Here is a 15,960-nt window from a genome sequence, read left to right as displayed (position 1 = left end):
AAGTTATTATATAGGCATCAACAAGGAGTTGTTCCAGAGGATCTCCAGGGTCACCGGATCGATCTCCCGTTCGCTCCCGCTCGGTGCGTCACCACCGGTGGCTATTCCCCTCTCGCGACCCACGACTACAACATGACCATGGAGATGACCGCGTACGTGATCGAATCGTACGGCGACCCCGACGTCTTCGAACGAACGACCCGCGAGGTCCCCGAGCCGGCTGCCGACGAGATCCGGGTCGACGTTGCCGCCTCCAGCCTCAATCCCGTCGACTACAAGATCCGCCAGGGCGAAATCCCCGACTTCGCGCCCGAGTTCCCCGCGACGCTCCACTGTGACGTCTCCGGCGTCGTCGACGCCGTCGGCGAGGACGTCGAACGGTTCGAACCGGGCGACGAAGTGTACGGGATGCCCGGCGGCGCGGGCCGACAGGGCGCGCTCGCCGACTACGTCGTCGGGCACGCCGGCACGTTCGCTCGCGCGCCGGAGTCGATTCCGCTCGAGGACGCCGCGGCGCTCCCAGTCGTCGCGCTCACCGCGTGGGAACTGCTCACAGACAAGGCGACGGTCGGCATCGACGACGACCTGCTCGTCTACGGCGCCAGCGGCGGCGTCGGCCACATCGGCGTCCAACTGGGCAGATGGTTCGGCGCGGACGTGACGGCGACGGGATCGACCGAGGAGAAGCGCAACTTCGCCGAAGAGCTCGGCGCGGACCACACCGTCGACTACACCACGACCGACGTCGAGACGTACGTCGAAGAGTACGCCGACGGCGACGGCTTCGACGTGGTGTTCGACCCGGTCGGCGACGACCACATCCAGACGGCGTTCGAGGCGGTCCGGCCGTTCGGCGCGGTCGTCACGACGGAGTCGAGTTCGACCCAGGACGTCTCGGCGCTGCACGCCAACTCGCTCGAACTCGGCGTCGTGCTCGTCATCCTGCCGGTGCTGCTCGGGGATCGACAGGCGCGCATCGGCGAGGAACTCTCGGACATCGCGTCGCTCGTCGACGACGGCGTCGTCGAACCACACATCGACGAGCGGTTCGCCTTCGAAGACGTCGCGGACGCACACCGACTCGGCGAAGCGGGCGACTTCCGCGGGAAGATCCTGCTCGTCAACGAGTAAGCGTCGGCGACGTCGGCGCGTTTATCGTGCTCACAGGTGACGGATCCCAACTTCCGTCGGCGTAGTCCTTCGGTTTGGACAGTTGGAACGAAAAGAACGGTGAATCAGGCATCACTATCGAACGGGTTGTCTGCAGTATCTAGTCGAGTTAGACCATTGATAGCGTCAAAATCGGTGTCGAAGGAGTACAGATACCCGATATCTTCACGTTCCATGTACGCTACAATAGTCGCATCGACAAATGAAAGCTCATCATACTGGCGGAACAGCGCTTGGGCGGCGTTGAAATCCGCCTTTGGAGCGTGTACAACTTCGAAGTGTGATCCCTCAAGAAGGCGGTCAAGGAGGCCGTTCGCAGCGTCGGGACCGAGTTTCTCTCTGGTAAGGTTGAGTGTTTCGGCGAGTGCATAATTCGTGATAAGAGCTTCCGGGAGTTCTCCGTGATCGATATCTCGAATGATCGCCGTTGAGCGATCGTGATACGTATCTCGGGCACTCGCACTGGCAAAGATGACGTTCGTATCGAGAAGTGCGACTGCCATTACTCTCGCCCGAACTCGCTTTCGGCCTCGACTGCATCAGTTTCACCAGCGTCTACCGGTTCAAAATCGTCAAAAACGCCCTCGCGTTGATGGACGATTTCGACGGAGAGATCGCCCTCGTCATCAGTTTGCCAGCGGAGTTTATCGCCCGCTTCGATATCGAGCCGTCGCCGGAGTGCCGCTGGGATGGTGACCATTCCACGGTCGCTGACTTTCGTTTCCTCGGGGCCCTCTTCTGCAGCCATACACGCGCATACGACCTCGTACGCTATACATGTTACTCTACATGTGTGCGTCAGTAGATGCGCTCGGTCGCGATTTCGGCGCCCTCGACGAGCGCCTCTAGTTTCGCCCACGCGATCTCGGGATCGACCATCCCGATGCCGGCCTGCGTGCCGAAGCCGCAGTCCGGCGCGGCGACCAGCGGCGTCGACTCGTCGACCGCGTCGGCGACCCGCTCCAAGCGGTCCGCGATGGTCTCGGGGTGGTCGATGACGTTCGTCTTCACGTCGACGACGCCCGGGATCAGCGTCCAGCCGTCGGGCACCGGGTGCTCGGCGAACGCCCGGTACTCGTGTTGATGCCGCGGGTTCGCCTGCTCGACGCTGAGTCCGGTGATGTCAGCCTCGTAAATCTCGGGGAGCATCTCGGCCAGGTCCGTGTCGAGGTGGTGAGGGCCCTCGTAGCTCCCCCAGCAAGTGTGGAGCCGAACCTGATCTGCCGGGACGTTCGACAGCGCCTCGTTGAGCGCCTCGACGTGGAGACGCGTCGCCGCCTTGACCTCCTCGATTGGTTCGTCCGCGTACGCCGCCGTGTGACCGACGGTGAGGAGTTCGGGAGCGTCGATCTGGAGGGTCATCCCGGTGTCGGCGACGAGTTCGTACTCCTCGGCCATCGCGTCCGCGACGGCGAAGAGGAACTCCTCGTAGTCGTCGTAGTACTCGTCGACGTGCGTGGCGGTGACGACGCTGGGCGACGCCGCGGTCACGAACGTGTCCTCGAAATCGGCGTCGACGGCCGCGAGCGCGTCGCGGAACTCCGCGAGCTCGGCCTCGGCCTCGTCGTGGCCGGTGTACTCGACGGGCCCGGTGACGACGGGCTGCATCGAGAGATCGATGACGTCCGTCTTGAACGACTCCTCGGCGTAGTCGGGGAACTCCTGGAGGTCGGCCCAGAGCTCCTGTTCGCGCTTGCCCTCGATGCCGCTGAGCCGGTCCGCGACGTACCAGTTGAACGAGACGCGAGACTGCTCGCCGTTGTTGACGGCATCGAGCCCGGCCTCGGCCTGGCGTTCGACGACGGCGCGCGTGGCGTCCGCGACGGTCGCGTCCCACTCGTCGGCGTCGACGTCCTCGCCGTTCTGGCGCTTCTCGAGGAGGTCGAGCAGTTCCGGCGGGCGGGGGAGGCTGCCGATGTGCGTCGTGCGAATGCGATCGTCGTTCGCGGTCATGGATACTCGTGTGAGTAATAGAGTGCGGATGCAATATAACCAGTGGTACTTGCAATCGAGACAGATTACCGCCCGCCGGTTATCGGTAGAAGACTCCTCTCTTCGGACATCCATCGATATCGGTGCATAGGCGCACCTCTATCGATTTGTTTTTCCTGTTCGCCTTGAGGGACACACCATTATCGATTTGTTCGAAACCGGATCTGAATCGGAGTGTCGGTGCACCATCCGGACGGAGACACACCTCTATCGATTTGTTTCGTGCGATATCGAGTGGCGGAGATCAATCCCGAGCCCGCAGGGCGTCCGGGAGATCACGCACGGAGTTGCGCGTTCACGACCGTCCGGAGGTCGCCGGCGTCGATGTCACTGATCCGGGAGTCCTCGCGGAGCGTCTCGATGATCGTCCCGGGGTCTTCGCCGAACGTGAACTCCAGGTAACTCCCGGAGTGAGGGCCCTGACTCTTGCGCTCGCACTCGACCAGCGAGTACGTCGTCAGTTCCTTCATCTTGTTGACGTACGTCTCCTGGTGGTACTGGTCGGCGTCCAGCGTATCGGTGAGGTACTGGTAGATCGTGTAGCCGTGTGGGCTCTTCGCGGCGCCGTCGCCGGTTTCCTGCGCGACGGCGGCCGTGGCGAACAGGCAGAGTTTCTTCTGGGTGCTGATTCCGCGAGTGACTTCGAGAACCCGGTTCTTCTCGACCTTGTCCTGGGCTCGCCGAACGTGTGCTTCTTCGACCTCCTCGGCGCCGGCGCGTTCCGCGATCGAGCCGGCCGTTCGCATCAGGTCGATCGCCTTACGGGCGTCGCCGTGTGTTTGGGCGGCGAAGGCCGCCGCGAGCGGGATGACGTCATTCGAGAGCGCATCCTCGTAGAACGCGTCCTCCCGGTGCCGGAGAATCTCCCGGAGCTGGTTCGCATCGTAATCGTCGAAGTGGACGTCTTCCGGCGTGAACGAACTCAGGGCGCGACTGCCGACGTCTTCCATCATCTTCGTGTCGTTCGTGATCGCCGTGACCGACACGTTCGCGGTGACCTCGTTGGTGCTGCCGGCGCGCGAGAGCTGGTAGAGTAGTCGAGAGAAGGCGGGTTCGTCCTTGTCGCGACGTCCGACCAGCATGTCGAGCTCGTCGAGCACGAACACGATCGTGTCGTAGTGCTCGTTGATCAGCCGATACAGTTCGCGCCACTTCTTTTTCGTCGGGATGCCGTGCTCCGGCACCTGTACCTCGGTGCCGGCGTCGTCGGCGACGCGGCGCGCAAGTTCGTACACCGCCGAGCCGAGCGTCCCGACGTTCTGGCAGTTCATCTCGACGACGCCAAACTGGATGTCCCGACTCTCGCAGAGCTCGTCGATGTTCTGGCAAACGGCGTTGATGATCAGCGACTTTCCCGTTCCCGATGGGCCGTAGAGAAGCAGGTTCGGCGGACGCTCCTGCTGGATCACGACGCTGAGATACTGCGTGATCGACTCCAGCTGGGCGTCGCGACCGACGATACGGTCCTCGTCAACGACCTCGTTCGGATCGAGGAGCGTTCGGTCCCGGATGAGACTCGCCGTGTCCTCCTGTTCGAGAAGGAGCTCTCTGATCGAACTCCCCTCCGTTCGCTCGTCACCACCGGGACCGGACATACGCGTCCAAACTCATTCGCCCACCAAAAAGGTTCCCCCATCGATTTGTATTCCGCCGCCAGAAGCTACAGATCTTGCATTTTTCACAGTACAGGTACAAGAGTAGATAACCGTCGACGATATGCTCTTGCCGAGCGCTGACGAGGCCTTCTAGGCTGGTTCTGTTTGGATCGTCGGCATCGACTGCTGGCTGGAGGCACACCCACACACCTCTATCGATTTGTTTCGGCTGGTGGTGGGGAGGGGGTGAGAGCCATCTGGGCGATGCTATCCAGAAGACTCGCTAGGAAGTGAACGAGCCGCCCTGACAAGGAAGGCCACTCGGAGAACAAACCGATAGAGGTGCGAGAAAGACCAGCCGTAGTCGGGTCTAATGACCTCAGGCAGGTAGAACCCCGCTGCTGTGAACGATTGTTCGATGGCGGAGTGATCGGCGGACACGTCGTCGAGAACCAACACCCACACCCCTCTATCGATTTGTTCTGGCGGATCACGTGGGGGGCGGGGGTTTACTCCCGATATACCGATCTCGTGTTTGCAGTACATACTATGGCAGTATTCGTGGCGCACTACCGATTTCCATCCATCTTTCTCTTCTAGAACTAGCTATAGCTAGTATAGTAACTAGATGGACACACCCCGTTATCGATTTGTTGAATCCATATGCCGTACTGCGATTTTGGTGCCTCTCTAGTACTTAAACCACTAAGACTACAGCTTTGAGCATGCTACCGACGAGAAACGACCGATGTTCTTCATCCAACCTGTCGTCGTTCAACGACTCGTCTACTTCTGCGTCAATCAACTCCCTCTCTTTTTCCCGCGAACAAATCGATAGAGGTGTGTGGGTGTTAGGGCCGATCCGAGAAAGTTCTGGAAGGAGAGATAATCGGTGTCAATACTCCCGTCGACCGAGTCGCTGCTCGGAAAGCGATCGAAGAAGAGAACAAACGATCAACAATGGATACCGAATCGATAGAGATACCCACCACTATCTCCAGCTCTCTATACGACGACAGGCACTCGGCGAACGGGGTGGCCCCTACTTATCCCCCGAAACAAATCGATAGAGGGGTGTGGGTGTTGGCGGACTCACTTGGCCTCCTCCCAAGGATCCCTAGAAAAGGATATTCAGACATTGCGAAGTCGGCGAACCTCCGGACGTCCTCCGCGCCGTCGATCATCCCGGCCGGCGCGCTGCTCGTGCTCGCGTTCGACGATCGCGTTCTCGGAGATCTCGCAACGACCGACGCACCACCCATCCATCACTACCTCGATGAGAACACTCCTACCGCCTCTCGACGATCGCAAGGACGTCAGGTATGACCGCTGCGATTTCCGCAATTTCCAGATACCCGCGCCGAAGCGTTTCGAGCGCCAACGTCCACTCCTTCGCGCTGTCTCGGTTGACGTCGTCGAGCGTTTGTCCGATTCGGCGGTCCTCCCACTCCAGATCGTCGACCAGTTGGACGCACAGGTATCGACCGAGCGGGTCATCGCCGACCTCGTCGAGTCGCCCGGTCAACTCGTCGACCGCTCGCCGTTTGGCCGCGCGTACGTCCGCAGCCGTCGTGTCGAGTTCGCCGACCGCCGGATCGTCCGGATGGCTGACTTCCGGAATGTCCTCGAACGCTTCGAGGGACAACGCGGCGGCGGTCCGTTCTGCGGCCATCCGCGTCGCGAGTGCGAGCCGTCCGTCGTCGTACTCGTCAGCCCCGTCAGATTGGGGCCCCACTATCCACTCCGTCCAAATTTCCGTCGCGTGCGTCGACACGTCGTCATCGTATTCGAAGTCGGTCTCGTCGAGTACCGCTTCCGTTCGTTCGCGGAGCGTCCGATACCGATCGTCGAGGGTCCCGTCCATCGCCTCTGGGGTCGCTCCATCCTCGGCGTCGCGTCGCAGTTCCTCGATAAATCGGCGCACGTCACCGAGGCGGTGGCGCGCGTAGAGCGCTCTCCCGTACGAGTGCCGTGGCCGCTCGGGAATGTACCCCCGTCCCGTGCTGATGCTCCCCTGCACTCCTTCTAGTACGTCGTCCAGCTCCCCGTACGCGACGATCGCCCGCGTGACGTCGGAGGCGTAGTACTCTACCTCCTCGCCGGCGGTCCTGTACTCGTCGTCGAGTGCATCCAGTTCCGTCTCGATTCCTTCAACCGTCACCTCGTCGTGCGCGAGCTTCGCCAGTCCCAGCATCCGTCCCGCTCCTGTGAGCTCGCCGCGAAGCTCTTCGAGCAGGTCCAACCGTTCCTCTGCGTTCAGTTGCGCGAACTCGGAGCGTTTCGATTTCGCCTCCTCGAGCGTGGCTTCGGCGTTTTCGAGCCACGACTCGGCCCGCTCGATCACGTGTTCCTGATATTCTGTGAACTCGGTCTCCGACGCCGCATCCCGGGCGTTTTCGACGACGCGATCGAGATCAGCGAGGGCGGTTTCCAGGTGTGATTCGGTGACGGTGAGGTTCGTCGTCAGTTCCGCAGTCGGGTGGTCCATCGCGCGGGTCGCGTTCAGTCCCTCCTTCTCGGACCAGCGCTTGATCCGTCGGCGTTGATGATACCCCCCGAGTCCGAGGACGCCCGCGAGGCCGCCGGTAGAGAGCAGCAGGTTGCGGCGATTCATCGTCCGTATCGGCAGACTTGACCTCCCGGAACATATAATCGACCCAATTAATCGCGAGATGAAATGAGTACGTGCTGATAGATGAGAGTCCGCTCTCCCAGCCCAGACGGAACTCGGGTCCGTCACCGATCGCGCACTTCGTCGACGAATCGCGTGAACCGGTCGGCCATCTGGTCCCGCCGTGAGAGGCTCAGTTCGAGCCCGTCCGGCGTGACGTCGATCACGATCTTGTCGAGCGTCGCGCTGTACACTTTGTAGTGGTGCCCTTCGGAATCGGGCTGGAGATTCTCTTCGAGCAGGTCGCGCTCGACGAGATCGTCGAGTCGGCGGTACACGGTCTGGGGCGACACCTCGCAGACCTCGCTCAGGTCGTCGGCGGACATCGGTTCCGTGGTCGTCTCGATGAGGATACGCTGGGCGCATTCGTCCGCGAGCAGTGCTGCGATAGACCGTATCTCCTCGTCGTCGCTACCCATTGGCGTACCTGGTTGTACGGCTCGTCGTTCCCGGTACTACACTCGTAACCGACCGCTCACTAATTTCTTCGTATACATATTGTATCAGATATGCTGGTGATGGTTGGCCGGAATCACCGATCTCCCCGCTGCTGGCGGGATTGGGCGTTGCTCGTCCGTGCTCTGATAGGGAACTAGTTGCGCCCGCGATTGGCGGTGTTGCGGGATTGGATGTAGACGGCAGAAGCTGTCGCTGACGTCTCGGCGAGTTAGAACTGCAAAGCTTGCACGCGCAGACGGTCTCTGACAGCGGAGGCCGTCTGGCGCTCTTTTGCCGAAAGAAACGACGCGTCCGGTTCACGCAAAAACAGCCGGCGGTGCGCTACAGCTCCTGGCTATCGGCCGATTCGTCCTCGTTCAGCGCCTCCTTGATATCCCGGAGGGAATTAATCCCGTAGAGGCCGAGCGCTAGCCACACGATCGAGAACACGACGCCGAGGACCGCGAACGTCAGTCCGATGGTCGTTTCGTTGATGGCCACCATTGTATCTCGGTCTACACGCGCAAGGGACATAAGAAGGTGACCGCAGTTCCAACACTTGGAACTGTGCCGACGTATTGACCTTGGCACGCGCACTGGTATGCTATACAAAGCGTGAACGACGATCGGACGAGCACCACTCGCCTGACGGAGGAACCGTAACAGTCGTCCGACGAAGGTACTATCCATGTTCCGGAGATCCACTACTGGCAGCGTGCTGCGACACTGCGAACGGACCAGCGATGATCGTACAGGCACCGTGCAACTCCCGGCCCGTCGACGGTTCTCAACCACGAGTACGTCTCCTACGACGCTACTACAGTGGCATCTATTCGGGACCGGACTGCCCACCCCGCAAACGGTTCCGCCTCACGTTCGCCGGGTTCCGAGTACACACCACCCTGCTAACGCACGTCGGTGAGGAGATATGGTACAGTTACTCGCACAACTCGGCGTTCACACCGGCGAACCGGTCGGGTTCGCTCTCTCCGTCGTCGCCTCGGTTCTCGGGCTCGCGGTCGGCTATCTCGCGTTCAGGGGCTACCGGCAAAATCGGAGTTTGCCGATGCTGTTCATCGCCGTGGGATTCCTGCTCGCGTTCTGGACGCCGGTACTGCTTCTCGCCGGCTTCGGCGTTCTCGGAGTGGTCGGACAGTTTGCCCCAGGGATGGAGGCGACGGTCGATACGGCGTTTTCTCTTGCCGGTGAGACGAGTCGCATCATCGGTCTCTTGTGTATTCTCTACGGGCTGCGGATGCCGTTCGGTCGAGAGTGAACACCGGTAGCGGGTGTTTGGTTCTTCTATCAGAATGATGGTCGATCGGTGGTCGAACGCTCCGATCGGCGATCGACTGCCCGTGACGACTGTGTATCGCGCTACGGTTCGTTCTCCTCGAACTCGATCGAGTCTCCTGAGATCGTGATGTAGAGGTAGTGGTCGGTTGAGGGGAGTTCCCACTCGTAGCTATCCGACAGTCCGCTCGTCGTTTCGACCGCGAACCGATACCGCGTCGCCGACTCGAACACGTCGTCGTACTTGGCTGCCGCCGCTGCGTCGATGTCGGCCGTGTCTGCGAGAACCTCGTCCTCTGCGCCGATATTCGTGACCGTAACCGTTGCTGTCACCGAGGAGTCGGTGTCGTTGAATACGGTCACCTCGCCCGGGTCGCCGCCGAGAGCTCCCGTGATGGCCGAACAACCGGCGGTGAGCGGCAGTCCCATCGCGGCGACGGCGCGGCCGATCGACCGGCGGGAGACGGTTGCTGTGAGACGGTCTTCGTTTGCATCTTCGGATCGGTCGCTTGGTGAGGCGCGTGCCATACTCGTATGTGTTGCCGACGTCAAAAAGTGGCCCGAGCCGAGTTCCAGTCGGTGGAACCGTGCGTCTCGCTTAACAGCTATACCGTTCATCGTCGCGACCGCTGTCGACTCGATTCCAACCGAGCGGCGATCGCTACAGACGGCCACTCCCGATGTAGGCGAGGCCGAGACTCCCACCGAGAATCAACGCGCTCTGCGCAGCGCTCGGAAGCTGTACGAACTCCTCACCAACCACGCCGATGGCTACGAGCGCGACCGCCAGAACAGACGGTATCGGATGGACGACGAGCTGCTGTGCGAAGGCCCGAAGCGACCAGAACGTCATCATCAGGTTCGACGTGACTTTCTCCCCGAGCGGCCGGTTTCCGTCCGGGTTCTTGGCTTCCGGGCACTCGGCGAGCTCATCGGAGCGAACCGTCACGATTTCGCCGCTGTTCACGCGTTGCCCGTCGGCGTCCGCGACTCGGAGCAACGTCACCGTCCCGTCGTCAGTGCCGACGACACGATAGACGCCGTCCGGGTGGTCGAGGTCGGTCACCTGGAAATGTTCGTACACGGAGGGTGGGGTCATGCCTGAACAGTGTTTTACTCTCTTTGCCGTTGATACTTGTTCCCATCTGCATATATCATCCGTTTTCACAGATCACGGAGCGGACTCGGCCGCGGAAAGCGGTCAGGGTGGAGTGTATCGGTCGAACCGTCGTACTGCGCGCCGGTAGAGCAACGACGAGACGAGGACGCCGCCGATCAGCAGCGCCGCTGCCCCGCCGATCTGCAACTGCTCGAGTCCGATTGCCTGAATCGCCCGTCCGATGCCGCGAAACGGCTCGTCGGCCCCTGCGAGGAGCCCGCCGTTCGACGCCGCAAGCAGTTCGAGCAGGATCGCCGGGACGAACCCGAACACGCCGGCGAGGATCGCTCGCGCGACCGCCGGGGAAACAACGAGGATAGCAAGCAACGCGCCGGGTCCCACCGTCAGTGCGGCGTGGACGCCGACGGCGCTCATCCGCGGCGGGATCACGTCCCGACTCTGGCCGACGCTGATCGCGCTGAACCGTGGGAGCGCCATCCCGATCGCCGGCGCGATCACGACTGACACGACCGTGAGGTAGCCGCCGAGAGCGAGCAGGCCGCCCTGTTCGACGGGCGAGTAGGGCGAGGCGAGCCCTGCGATTCCGGTCACGACGAGGACGATCGGGAGCCCGAACACCAGTCCCGGCACCGTGAGGCCCCGAACGTACTGTTCCCCCGAGACTGCCGTGAGTGTCACCGGAAGCACCACACCCTCGTCGCCCAGCGGATTCATCGCGAACAGGGAGCCGGCGAGCCAGGGCAACCCAACCGCCCCGAGCGGCGCGGCCAGCGCGCCGATCGACCCGGATCGGACGCTCGTACTGACGAGCGGACTGCCGATGGCGAACACCGGGATCATCACGAACATCAGACGATTGGGATCGCGCCGCGTTCGGAGGAGCGCCCACTCCGCGACTGCTCGGACCGGCGCCGAAACGACGTTCGGGACGGTCAGGGGCCTCACGGCGGCCGAGAGGGAACTCCCCCGCGACAGCCGCGACGAGTCCCCGCTCCCCGCAGGCCCAGCCTCGCGATCCGCAGCCGACGGCTCGACGCTCACCGGTTCGGTGAACCACAGCGCCACGGTTTCGCGCTCGACGACGGCGCCGCCGCCGACGAGGTGCCCCGCGCTCGCGACGAGTACGCCCACCGCCCGGAGTGGCGATTCTGCGAGCCCGGTCCCGACGATCGCGAGATCGACGAACCACCCGACGGGCAGCCACGCGAGCGCCGCCTGGCTCGCCCACTCGATCTGCGGGAAGAAAAACAGAAAGTAGAACCCCATCCCGGCGAACGAGGCGACGGAGCCGATCACCATCTTGTGTCGGGCGACGAACCGCGACGTCGCGACGAGCCAGGCTACCGCGTACCCGGCCGCCGATCCTGCGACGACGACGGTCGCCGTGAAGAGCACTGCCGCTGCCGGGACGAGTACGAGCCCGGCCAGCGAGTCGAGGAGGAAGACGCAGATGCCAGTCAGCACGAGTACCGGCGCTCCGACGTAGGCGAGGACGCGAAGGATCTCCGCGACGATCAGCCCCGCCGCGACCGTTCGCGCCGACACGGTCGTCAGCATCAGCGACTCGGCCTCGATCCGCGTGCGCGCCGACACGACGCGCTGGCCGATCAGGAACACGGCGAACAGCCAGAACAGCGCGACCGTCCCGCGGACATAGGCCGGCGCGGGAAGCGTCTGGACGCCGCTGATCGACTCCGCGAATACGACGACGAGGGCGCTCGTCGTGAGCGAGGGGAGCAGGACGCCGAGGACGGTGAACGCGAACCGCGCCTTGTCCGCCCAGAGCGCGCGGACCGACCGACGAAACTCGAAGACGCCGATGTCGAGCGCGTGCCGCGGCCAGCCCCGTTCAGCCATCCCTCGCCTCCGCGTCGTCGGCGTGATCGGTCCCGGTCAACTCGAGGAACACGTCCTCGAGAGTCTGCGTCTCGCCGGTCGCGGCGCGCCGGGTCAGCGCGTCGGGAGCGTCCTCGGCGACGAGTTGCCCGTCGTAGAGGATGCCGACCGTGTCGGCGACCGCCTCGACGACGGGGAGGATGTGCGTCGAGAGGAAGACGGTCGTCCCGGCGTCGGCGAGGTCGGTGATCATCTCCCGAATCGTGCGAGCGGCCCGCGGATCAAGTCCGGCCGTGGGCTCGTCGAGGAACACGACGTCGGGTTCGTGGAGCACGGCCTGGATGTAGGCCGTTTTCTGGCGCATCCCTTTGGAGTAGTCCGCGATCCGCGTCGCGGCGTCGTCGCGGAGATCGAGCGCATCGAGGAGGTCGTCGATACGCGCTCGCGTCGGTTCCTCGGGCAGGTCGCGCAGCCCGGCGATGTAGTCCAGCTGCTCGTAGGCGGTCGCCTGCTCGTACAGCGGCGGTTCTTCGGGCAGGTAGCCGATGTGCGGCCGAAGGCTGTCCCGGTCCGTGATCGAGACGCCGGCCACGGACCCGCTCCCGTCGGACGGTCGAGCGAGTCCGGTCAGCATCCGCATCGTCGTCGTCTTGCCCGCGCCGTTCGGCCCGAGAAAGCCGTAGACGACGCCCTCTGGGATCGACAGCTCGAGGTCGTCGACGGCGAGCGTCTCGTCGTAGCGCTTGCTCAACGCCGTGGTCTCGATCGCCGTCATCAGAAGAGGTCCCCAGCCAGATCGCCGAGATCGAGAGACCGACCCAGTACTTCCTTGATCGCGATCAGCGCCGCGACGGGGCCGATCGCGGGAACGAACTCCGCAAAGGCGGCACGCAGCCCCTGGTCGTTCTCCCGCGAGCCGAAGAACAACACCAGCGGCTCCTCGGCCGGACCGTACACCGCCATCTCGCGGCCCTTCTCGGAGTAGACGGTATCGACGACCGCGACGAGCCCGGCTTCCTCGAGGTTGTCGAGGTGGTAGGTGGCGTTCTCCACGGACATCTCGAGGGACTCCGCGATCTCCGTCGGCGTCATCGGCTTCTCGGTCAGGGCACGAACGACGGACCGGGCGGTGTCCGACTGGACCGCGGCGAGGATCTCGTCGGCCCGATCGTCGTCGAGGCAGATCAACTGCGGATCGCCGCCTCGGTCGACTGTCGCCTCGCTGTTCGTCGGAAGTATCCGGGCCATGGGTTCTTACCGGAAGTTGTAATCCGATCAACAAAATCTCTTGGATGGCCAAAAACCCGTTTTCGGCCTACGGGAACTTGATCACCGCACGCGCTCTATCAGAGCACATGAGTTCGTCAACGCAGCGACGAGGGGTGACGGGGCCAACGCGGCTCGGCTGGGCGACGATCGTCGTCGGACTCGGCGTGATTTTGGTCGAGATCGTCGGCGTTTACGTCGCTCTCGGAAACTGGACGACGTCGCGCGCGATCACGTACGGCGGAGCGGCGGCGACGGCGCTCGTCGTCGGCGGTTCGTTTCTGGCCGTCGTCGGTCGACACGGCGTCGGCGCCGGATCGACGACCGACGCCGACGACAAATCGCGGTTCGCACGGCTCTCGGAACTGGTCGTTTCGGTGTCGGTGCTGACCGCCGTAACCGTCCTGCTCGGATCGGTTGGCGGGCTGGTGCTCACGATCATCGCAACGCTCGGCGGCCCCGATCCGAAAACGGCCGACGGTGAGTTGCTACGGGACCGACTGCTGAGTTGGGTACAGCGAAATCGCGAGTTCATGCGGCACAACGGCCGAGGCCGACTTCCGCTACATCCTTGAGTCGGGGGAGGATGTCCACGGTCGCCGGCGAGGTCAAAATGAGGGATCGGGACTCTCGCTTCGTGCTGGTTCGCTGCCGGTCGACTCGGTTTTCCGGATGGGGACCCCGAATTCTCCGCGTTCCTGCTGTCGGTACTCCCGGTGGAACTCGTCGCCGGCCTCCGCATCGATCTAGTGATACAGCGATTTTCGGGTCGTGATCGGTGACGAAACCGAACCCATCGCCCGTTTCGGGGTCGGCGTAGGTCGACGGCGACAGCGTCAGTACCCGGTCCCGAGGTAGGTATGAACGGCGTTCCCCTCCTCGAGTTCGTCGACGAGGGCGACGGCGAAGTCCTCCATCGAGATGTAGCTGTCGCCCTCCTCGTCGGCGACGAGCTCGCCCTCGGCGGTCCGGTACTCGCCGGTGCGCTCGCCGGGTTCGATCATTGCGGCGGGCGCGAGGTACGTCCAGTCGAGGTCGTCGGCCGCCTCGAGGACGTCGTAGGCGTCGATGGCCGCGCGGGCGAGAGACTCCCACTCCTCGGGGAAGTCGTCGGTGTCGACCAGGCGGGTGTCCGGGCCGACGTGCAGGCCGCCGGCTCCGCCGGTCCACACGAGGCGGTCGACCGACGCGCGGCCCAATCCCTCGATGACGGCTTCCATCATCTCGACGAGCACGTCCGGGGACTCGTCGTCGCCCGGGCCGAGCGTCGATGCCACCGCGTCGTGGCCCGCGGCGAGCCGTGCGACGTCGTCGGGATCGGTCGCGTCGCCCGCGACCGAAACGAGCTCCGGATCGTCGACGCCCTCGATCTCGCCGCTCCGCGAGACGCCGGTGACGCCGTGGCCCCGATCGAGCAGTTCGTCCGCGACGCGGCGACCGATACGACCGCTCGCACCCAGGAGAAGTACATCCATCGTATCGCTACCGTTCCGTCCGGTCCTTCCAATACCTTTGGACGACTGTCGGTCTTGCCCCTATACTTCCTTGCTTTCGTTGAGATGTCCTGTTTCCCCCGTTCCCCGGACGCTCACCTGTTTCACCACGAGTAGTCGCCCCAGTCGGGAAGCTCATCGATCTCCGTGAGCGCGACGGAGCGGGCGCGATACTCGGCGAAGACGTCGAGCGCCCAGTCGACGGCGTCCGGGTCGTCGGCGGTCGCGTCGAGGACGTACGCCCCGGACTGGCGGTCGTACGCGCGCAACTCGACGAGCGCGTCGTCGTAGATCGACATCCCCCACGCCGGCACGTCATCGTACACCCAGTACCGGGGCCGCGCCCCTCGCTCCAGGAGCTCGTCGTGGAGTTCCGGGAACCGCTCAAGGCGGTCTTTCACCTCCGATTTCGGGTAGATTGATTCGACTCGCGCCGCGTTGTCCGCGAGGGTGCGGAGGATCTTCTCGTGATAGAGGTCGGGGACGGGCGTCCAGTCGAGGACCCTGAGCACGTCGACGCCCTCGACTCGTTCGATCCCCCTGTCGATGGAGAACGACTGGTCCCCCGCGACCGTCCACTCGACGTCGGCGAAGACGTCGAACGCGACCGTCTCGCCCCCGCCGTTCGCAACCGTTTCGTCGGACGCATCGAACAGTTCGAGCAGCCGCCGCATCCGTGCCGCTCTCGCCACGCGTTCCTCGAACGTGGCCGTCTGCTCCGCGACGATGCGGCCGAACAGCGTCAGTTCGTAGCCCGCCTCGGTTCGCCGGATCAGTCCCCGTTCGTCGAACGACCGGAGGATCCGGTGACAGGTCGTTTTCGACACGTCGAGTTCCTCCTGCAGCGCGCGGCGTCGCCTCGACCCCTCCGATAGCGCCGCTAACGCGTCCTTGCGGGTCACGGCGAGTTCCAGTAGGTCGTCGTCACGTTCCATCCGGACTGTGGCTAGTGGTAGCAATCCCCCTCGTCTAAGGCGTTTCGGGAACCGAAACAGATCCGGTTTCCGGAACCGTTTCTGACTCCCGTAACCGTTCTGATGCGTGCCTACAAGCACCGGCAACGGCTACATTACAGCAGTACGGTGC

At 63.4% G+C, this 15,960-nt stretch carries 17 protein-coding genes; 3 read left to right on the top strand and 14 right to left on the bottom strand.

Features of this window, described 5'->3' with window-relative positions; genetic code table 11:
- The first annotated feature begins 132 nt into the window (after positions 1–132).
- Complete coding sequence (locus ABDZ81_RS17035; protein ID WP_343775505.1) at positions 133–1,131, top strand: zinc-binding dehydrogenase; 999 nt, start codon at positions 133–135, stop codon at positions 1,129–1,131.
- Between the two features lie 104 nt (positions 1,132–1,235).
- Here the strand turns inward: ABDZ81_RS17035 and ABDZ81_RS17030 are convergent, their stop codons facing one another.
- The 7 genes from ABDZ81_RS17030 to ABDZ81_RS17000 all read right to left on the bottom strand — a co-directional run bounded on the left by ABDZ81_RS17030 (position 1,236) and on the right by ABDZ81_RS17000 (position 8,370).
- Positions 1,236–1,673 (bottom strand): type II toxin-antitoxin system VapC family toxin, encoded by a 438-nt coding sequence (locus ABDZ81_RS17030; protein WP_343775503.1) that lies wholly within the window; start codon positions 1,671–1,673, stop codon positions 1,236–1,238.
- On the bottom strand, positions 1,673–1,918 hold the full coding sequence (locus tag ABDZ81_RS17025) for an AbrB/MazE/SpoVT family DNA-binding domain-containing protein (RefSeq protein WP_343775500.1): 246 nt from the start codon (positions 1,916–1,918) through the stop codon (positions 1,673–1,675). Before ABDZ81_RS17025 ends, ABDZ81_RS17030 begins: the two co-directional genes overlap by 1 nt.
- Before the next feature lie 50 nt (positions 1,919–1,968).
- Positions 1,969–3,123 (bottom strand): cobalamin-independent methionine synthase II family protein, encoded by a 1,155-nt coding sequence (locus tag ABDZ81_RS17020; RefSeq protein WP_343775498.1) that lies wholly within the window; start codon positions 3,121–3,123, stop codon positions 1,969–1,971.
- A gap of 314 nt (positions 3,124–3,437) precedes the next feature.
- Positions 3,438–4,757, bottom strand: coding sequence for an orc1/cdc6 family replication initiation protein (locus tag ABDZ81_RS17015; RefSeq protein ID WP_343775496.1), 1,320 nt, complete (start codon positions 4,755–4,757; stop codon positions 3,438–3,440).
- A gap of 1,288 nt (positions 4,758–6,045) precedes the next feature.
- Complete coding sequence (locus tag ABDZ81_RS17010; RefSeq protein ID WP_343775493.1) at positions 6,046–7,371, bottom strand: hypothetical protein; 1,326 nt, start codon at positions 7,369–7,371, stop codon at positions 6,046–6,048.
- Positions 7,372–7,493: 122 nt separating this feature from the next.
- Positions 7,494–7,847, bottom strand: a complete 354-nt coding sequence (locus tag ABDZ81_RS17005; RefSeq protein ID WP_343775490.1) for a helix-turn-helix domain-containing protein — start codon at positions 7,845–7,847, stop codon at positions 7,494–7,496.
- Positions 7,848–8,208: 361 nt separating this feature from the next.
- Positions 8,209–8,370, bottom strand: a complete 162-nt coding sequence (locus ABDZ81_RS17000) for a hypothetical protein (RefSeq protein ID WP_343775488.1) — start codon at positions 8,368–8,370, stop codon at positions 8,209–8,211.
- Positions 8,371–8,794: 424 nt separating this feature from the next.
- Between ABDZ81_RS17000 and ABDZ81_RS16995 the strand changes: the two genes are divergently transcribed.
- Positions 8,795–9,142 carry a hypothetical protein gene (locus tag ABDZ81_RS16995; RefSeq protein ID WP_343775485.1) on the top strand — a complete coding sequence of 116 codons (348 nt, stop codon included), beginning with the start codon at positions 8,795–8,797 and terminating at the stop codon, positions 9,140–9,142.
- Between the two features lie 101 nt (positions 9,143–9,243).
- On the opposite strand, the gene ABDZ81_RS16990 is transcribed toward ABDZ81_RS16995, so the two are convergent.
- The 5 genes from ABDZ81_RS16990 to ABDZ81_RS16970 form a co-directional block, all read right to left on the bottom strand.
- On the bottom strand, positions 9,244–9,864 hold the full coding sequence (locus ABDZ81_RS16990; RefSeq protein WP_343775483.1) for an Ig-like domain-containing protein: 621 nt from the start codon (positions 9,862–9,864) through the stop codon (positions 9,244–9,246).
- Positions 9,821–10,225, bottom strand: a complete 405-nt coding sequence (locus tag ABDZ81_RS16985) for a hypothetical protein (protein ID WP_343775481.1) — start codon at positions 10,223–10,225, stop codon at positions 9,821–9,823. Before ABDZ81_RS16985 ends, ABDZ81_RS16990 begins: the two co-directional genes overlap by 44 nt.
- A gap of 135 nt (positions 10,226–10,360) precedes the next feature.
- On the bottom strand, positions 10,361–12,136 hold the full coding sequence (locus ABDZ81_RS16980; RefSeq protein ID WP_343775479.1) for a hypothetical protein: 1,776 nt from the start codon (positions 12,134–12,136) through the stop codon (positions 10,361–10,363).
- The gene (locus ABDZ81_RS16975; RefSeq protein ID WP_343775476.1) at positions 12,129–12,890 is read right to left on the bottom strand and encodes an ABC transporter ATP-binding protein; all 762 of its coding nucleotides are present in this window, start codon (positions 12,888–12,890) and stop codon (positions 12,129–12,131) included. Before ABDZ81_RS16975 ends, ABDZ81_RS16980 begins: the two co-directional genes overlap by 8 nt.
- On the bottom strand, positions 12,890–13,363 hold the full coding sequence (locus ABDZ81_RS16970) for an ArsR/SmtB family transcription factor (protein ID WP_343775473.1): 474 nt from the start codon (positions 13,361–13,363) through the stop codon (positions 12,890–12,892). The genes ABDZ81_RS16975 and ABDZ81_RS16970 overlap by 1 nt, the downstream gene beginning before the upstream one ends.
- 107 nt (positions 13,364–13,470) lie before the next feature.
- On the opposite strand from ABDZ81_RS16970, the gene ABDZ81_RS16965 reads away from it, so the two are divergent.
- Positions 13,471–13,956, top strand: a complete 486-nt coding sequence (locus ABDZ81_RS16965; protein ID WP_343775471.1) for a hypothetical protein — start codon at positions 13,471–13,473, stop codon at positions 13,954–13,956.
- Between the two features lie 261 nt (positions 13,957–14,217).
- On the opposite strand, the gene ABDZ81_RS16960 is transcribed toward ABDZ81_RS16965, so the two are convergent.
- Together ABDZ81_RS16960 and ABDZ81_RS16955 are read right to left on the bottom strand one after the other, a co-directional pair.
- The gene (locus tag ABDZ81_RS16960) at positions 14,218–14,856 is read right to left on the bottom strand and encodes an NAD(P)-dependent oxidoreductase (RefSeq protein ID WP_343775468.1); all 639 of its coding nucleotides are present in this window, start codon (positions 14,854–14,856) and stop codon (positions 14,218–14,220) included.
- Positions 14,857–14,978: 122 nt separating this feature from the next.
- Positions 14,979–15,809 carry a helix-turn-helix transcriptional regulator gene (locus ABDZ81_RS16955; protein ID WP_343775466.1) on the bottom strand — a complete coding sequence of 277 codons (831 nt, stop codon included), beginning with the start codon at positions 15,807–15,809 and terminating at the stop codon, positions 14,979–14,981.
- Positions 15,810–15,960: the final 151 nt, after the last annotated feature.

The organism is Natronoarchaeum mannanilyticum (genome assembly GCF_039522665.1).
Taxonomy (GTDB): Archaea; Halobacteriota; Halobacteria; order Halobacteriales; family Natronoarchaeaceae; genus Natronoarchaeum; species Natronoarchaeum mannanilyticum.
This window is presented reverse-complemented; position numbering and strand designations above follow the sequence as displayed.

Bases quoted from the DNA above. Each gene is read 5' to 3' on its own strand.
- ABDZ81_RS17035 (WP_343775505.1), top strand. From the start codon at position 133: ATGACCATGGAGATGACCGCGTACGTGATCGAATCGTACGGCGACCCC.
- ABDZ81_RS17030 (WP_343775503.1), bottom strand. From the start codon at position 1,673: ATGGCAGTCGCACTTCTCGATACGAACGTCATCTTTGCCAGTGCGAGT.
- ABDZ81_RS17025 (WP_343775500.1), bottom strand. From the start codon at position 1,918: ATGGCTGCAGAAGAGGGCCCCGAGGAAACGAAAGTCAGCGACCGTGGA.
- ABDZ81_RS17020 (WP_343775498.1), bottom strand. From the start codon at position 3,123: ATGACCGCGAACGACGATCGCATTCGCACGACGCACATCGGCAGCCTC.
- ABDZ81_RS17015 (WP_343775496.1), bottom strand. From the start codon at position 4,757: ATGTCCGGTCCCGGTGGTGACGAGCGAACGGAGGGGAGTTCGATCAGA.
- ABDZ81_RS17010 (WP_343775493.1), bottom strand. From the start codon at position 7,371: ATGAATCGCCGCAACCTGCTGCTCTCTACCGGCGGCCTCGCGGGCGTC.
- ABDZ81_RS17005 (WP_343775490.1), bottom strand. From the start codon at position 7,847: ATGGGTAGCGACGACGAGGAGATACGGTCTATCGCAGCACTGCTCGCG.
- ABDZ81_RS17000 (WP_343775488.1), bottom strand. From the start codon at position 8,370: ATGGTGGCCATCAACGAAACGACCATCGGACTGACGTTCGCGGTCCTC.
- ABDZ81_RS16995 (WP_343775485.1), top strand. From the start codon at position 8,795: ATGGTACAGTTACTCGCACAACTCGGCGTTCACACCGGCGAACCGGTC.
- ABDZ81_RS16980 (WP_343775479.1), bottom strand. From the start codon at position 12,136: ATGGCTGAACGGGGCTGGCCGCGGCACGCGCTCGACATCGGCGTCTTC.
- ABDZ81_RS16975 (WP_343775476.1), bottom strand. From the start codon at position 12,890: ATGACGGCGATCGAGACCACGGCGTTGAGCAAGCGCTACGACGAGACG.
- ABDZ81_RS16970 (WP_343775473.1), bottom strand. From the start codon at position 13,363: ATGGCCCGGATACTTCCGACGAACAGCGAGGCGACAGTCGACCGAGGC.
- ABDZ81_RS16965 (WP_343775471.1), top strand. From the start codon at position 13,471: ATGAGTTCGTCAACGCAGCGACGAGGGGTGACGGGGCCAACGCGGCTC.
- ABDZ81_RS16960 (WP_343775468.1), bottom strand. From the start codon at position 14,856: ATGGATGTACTTCTCCTGGGTGCGAGCGGTCGTATCGGTCGCCGCGTC.
- ABDZ81_RS16955 (WP_343775466.1), bottom strand. From the start codon at position 15,809: ATGGAACGTGACGACGACCTACTGGAACTCGCCGTGACCCGCAAGGAC.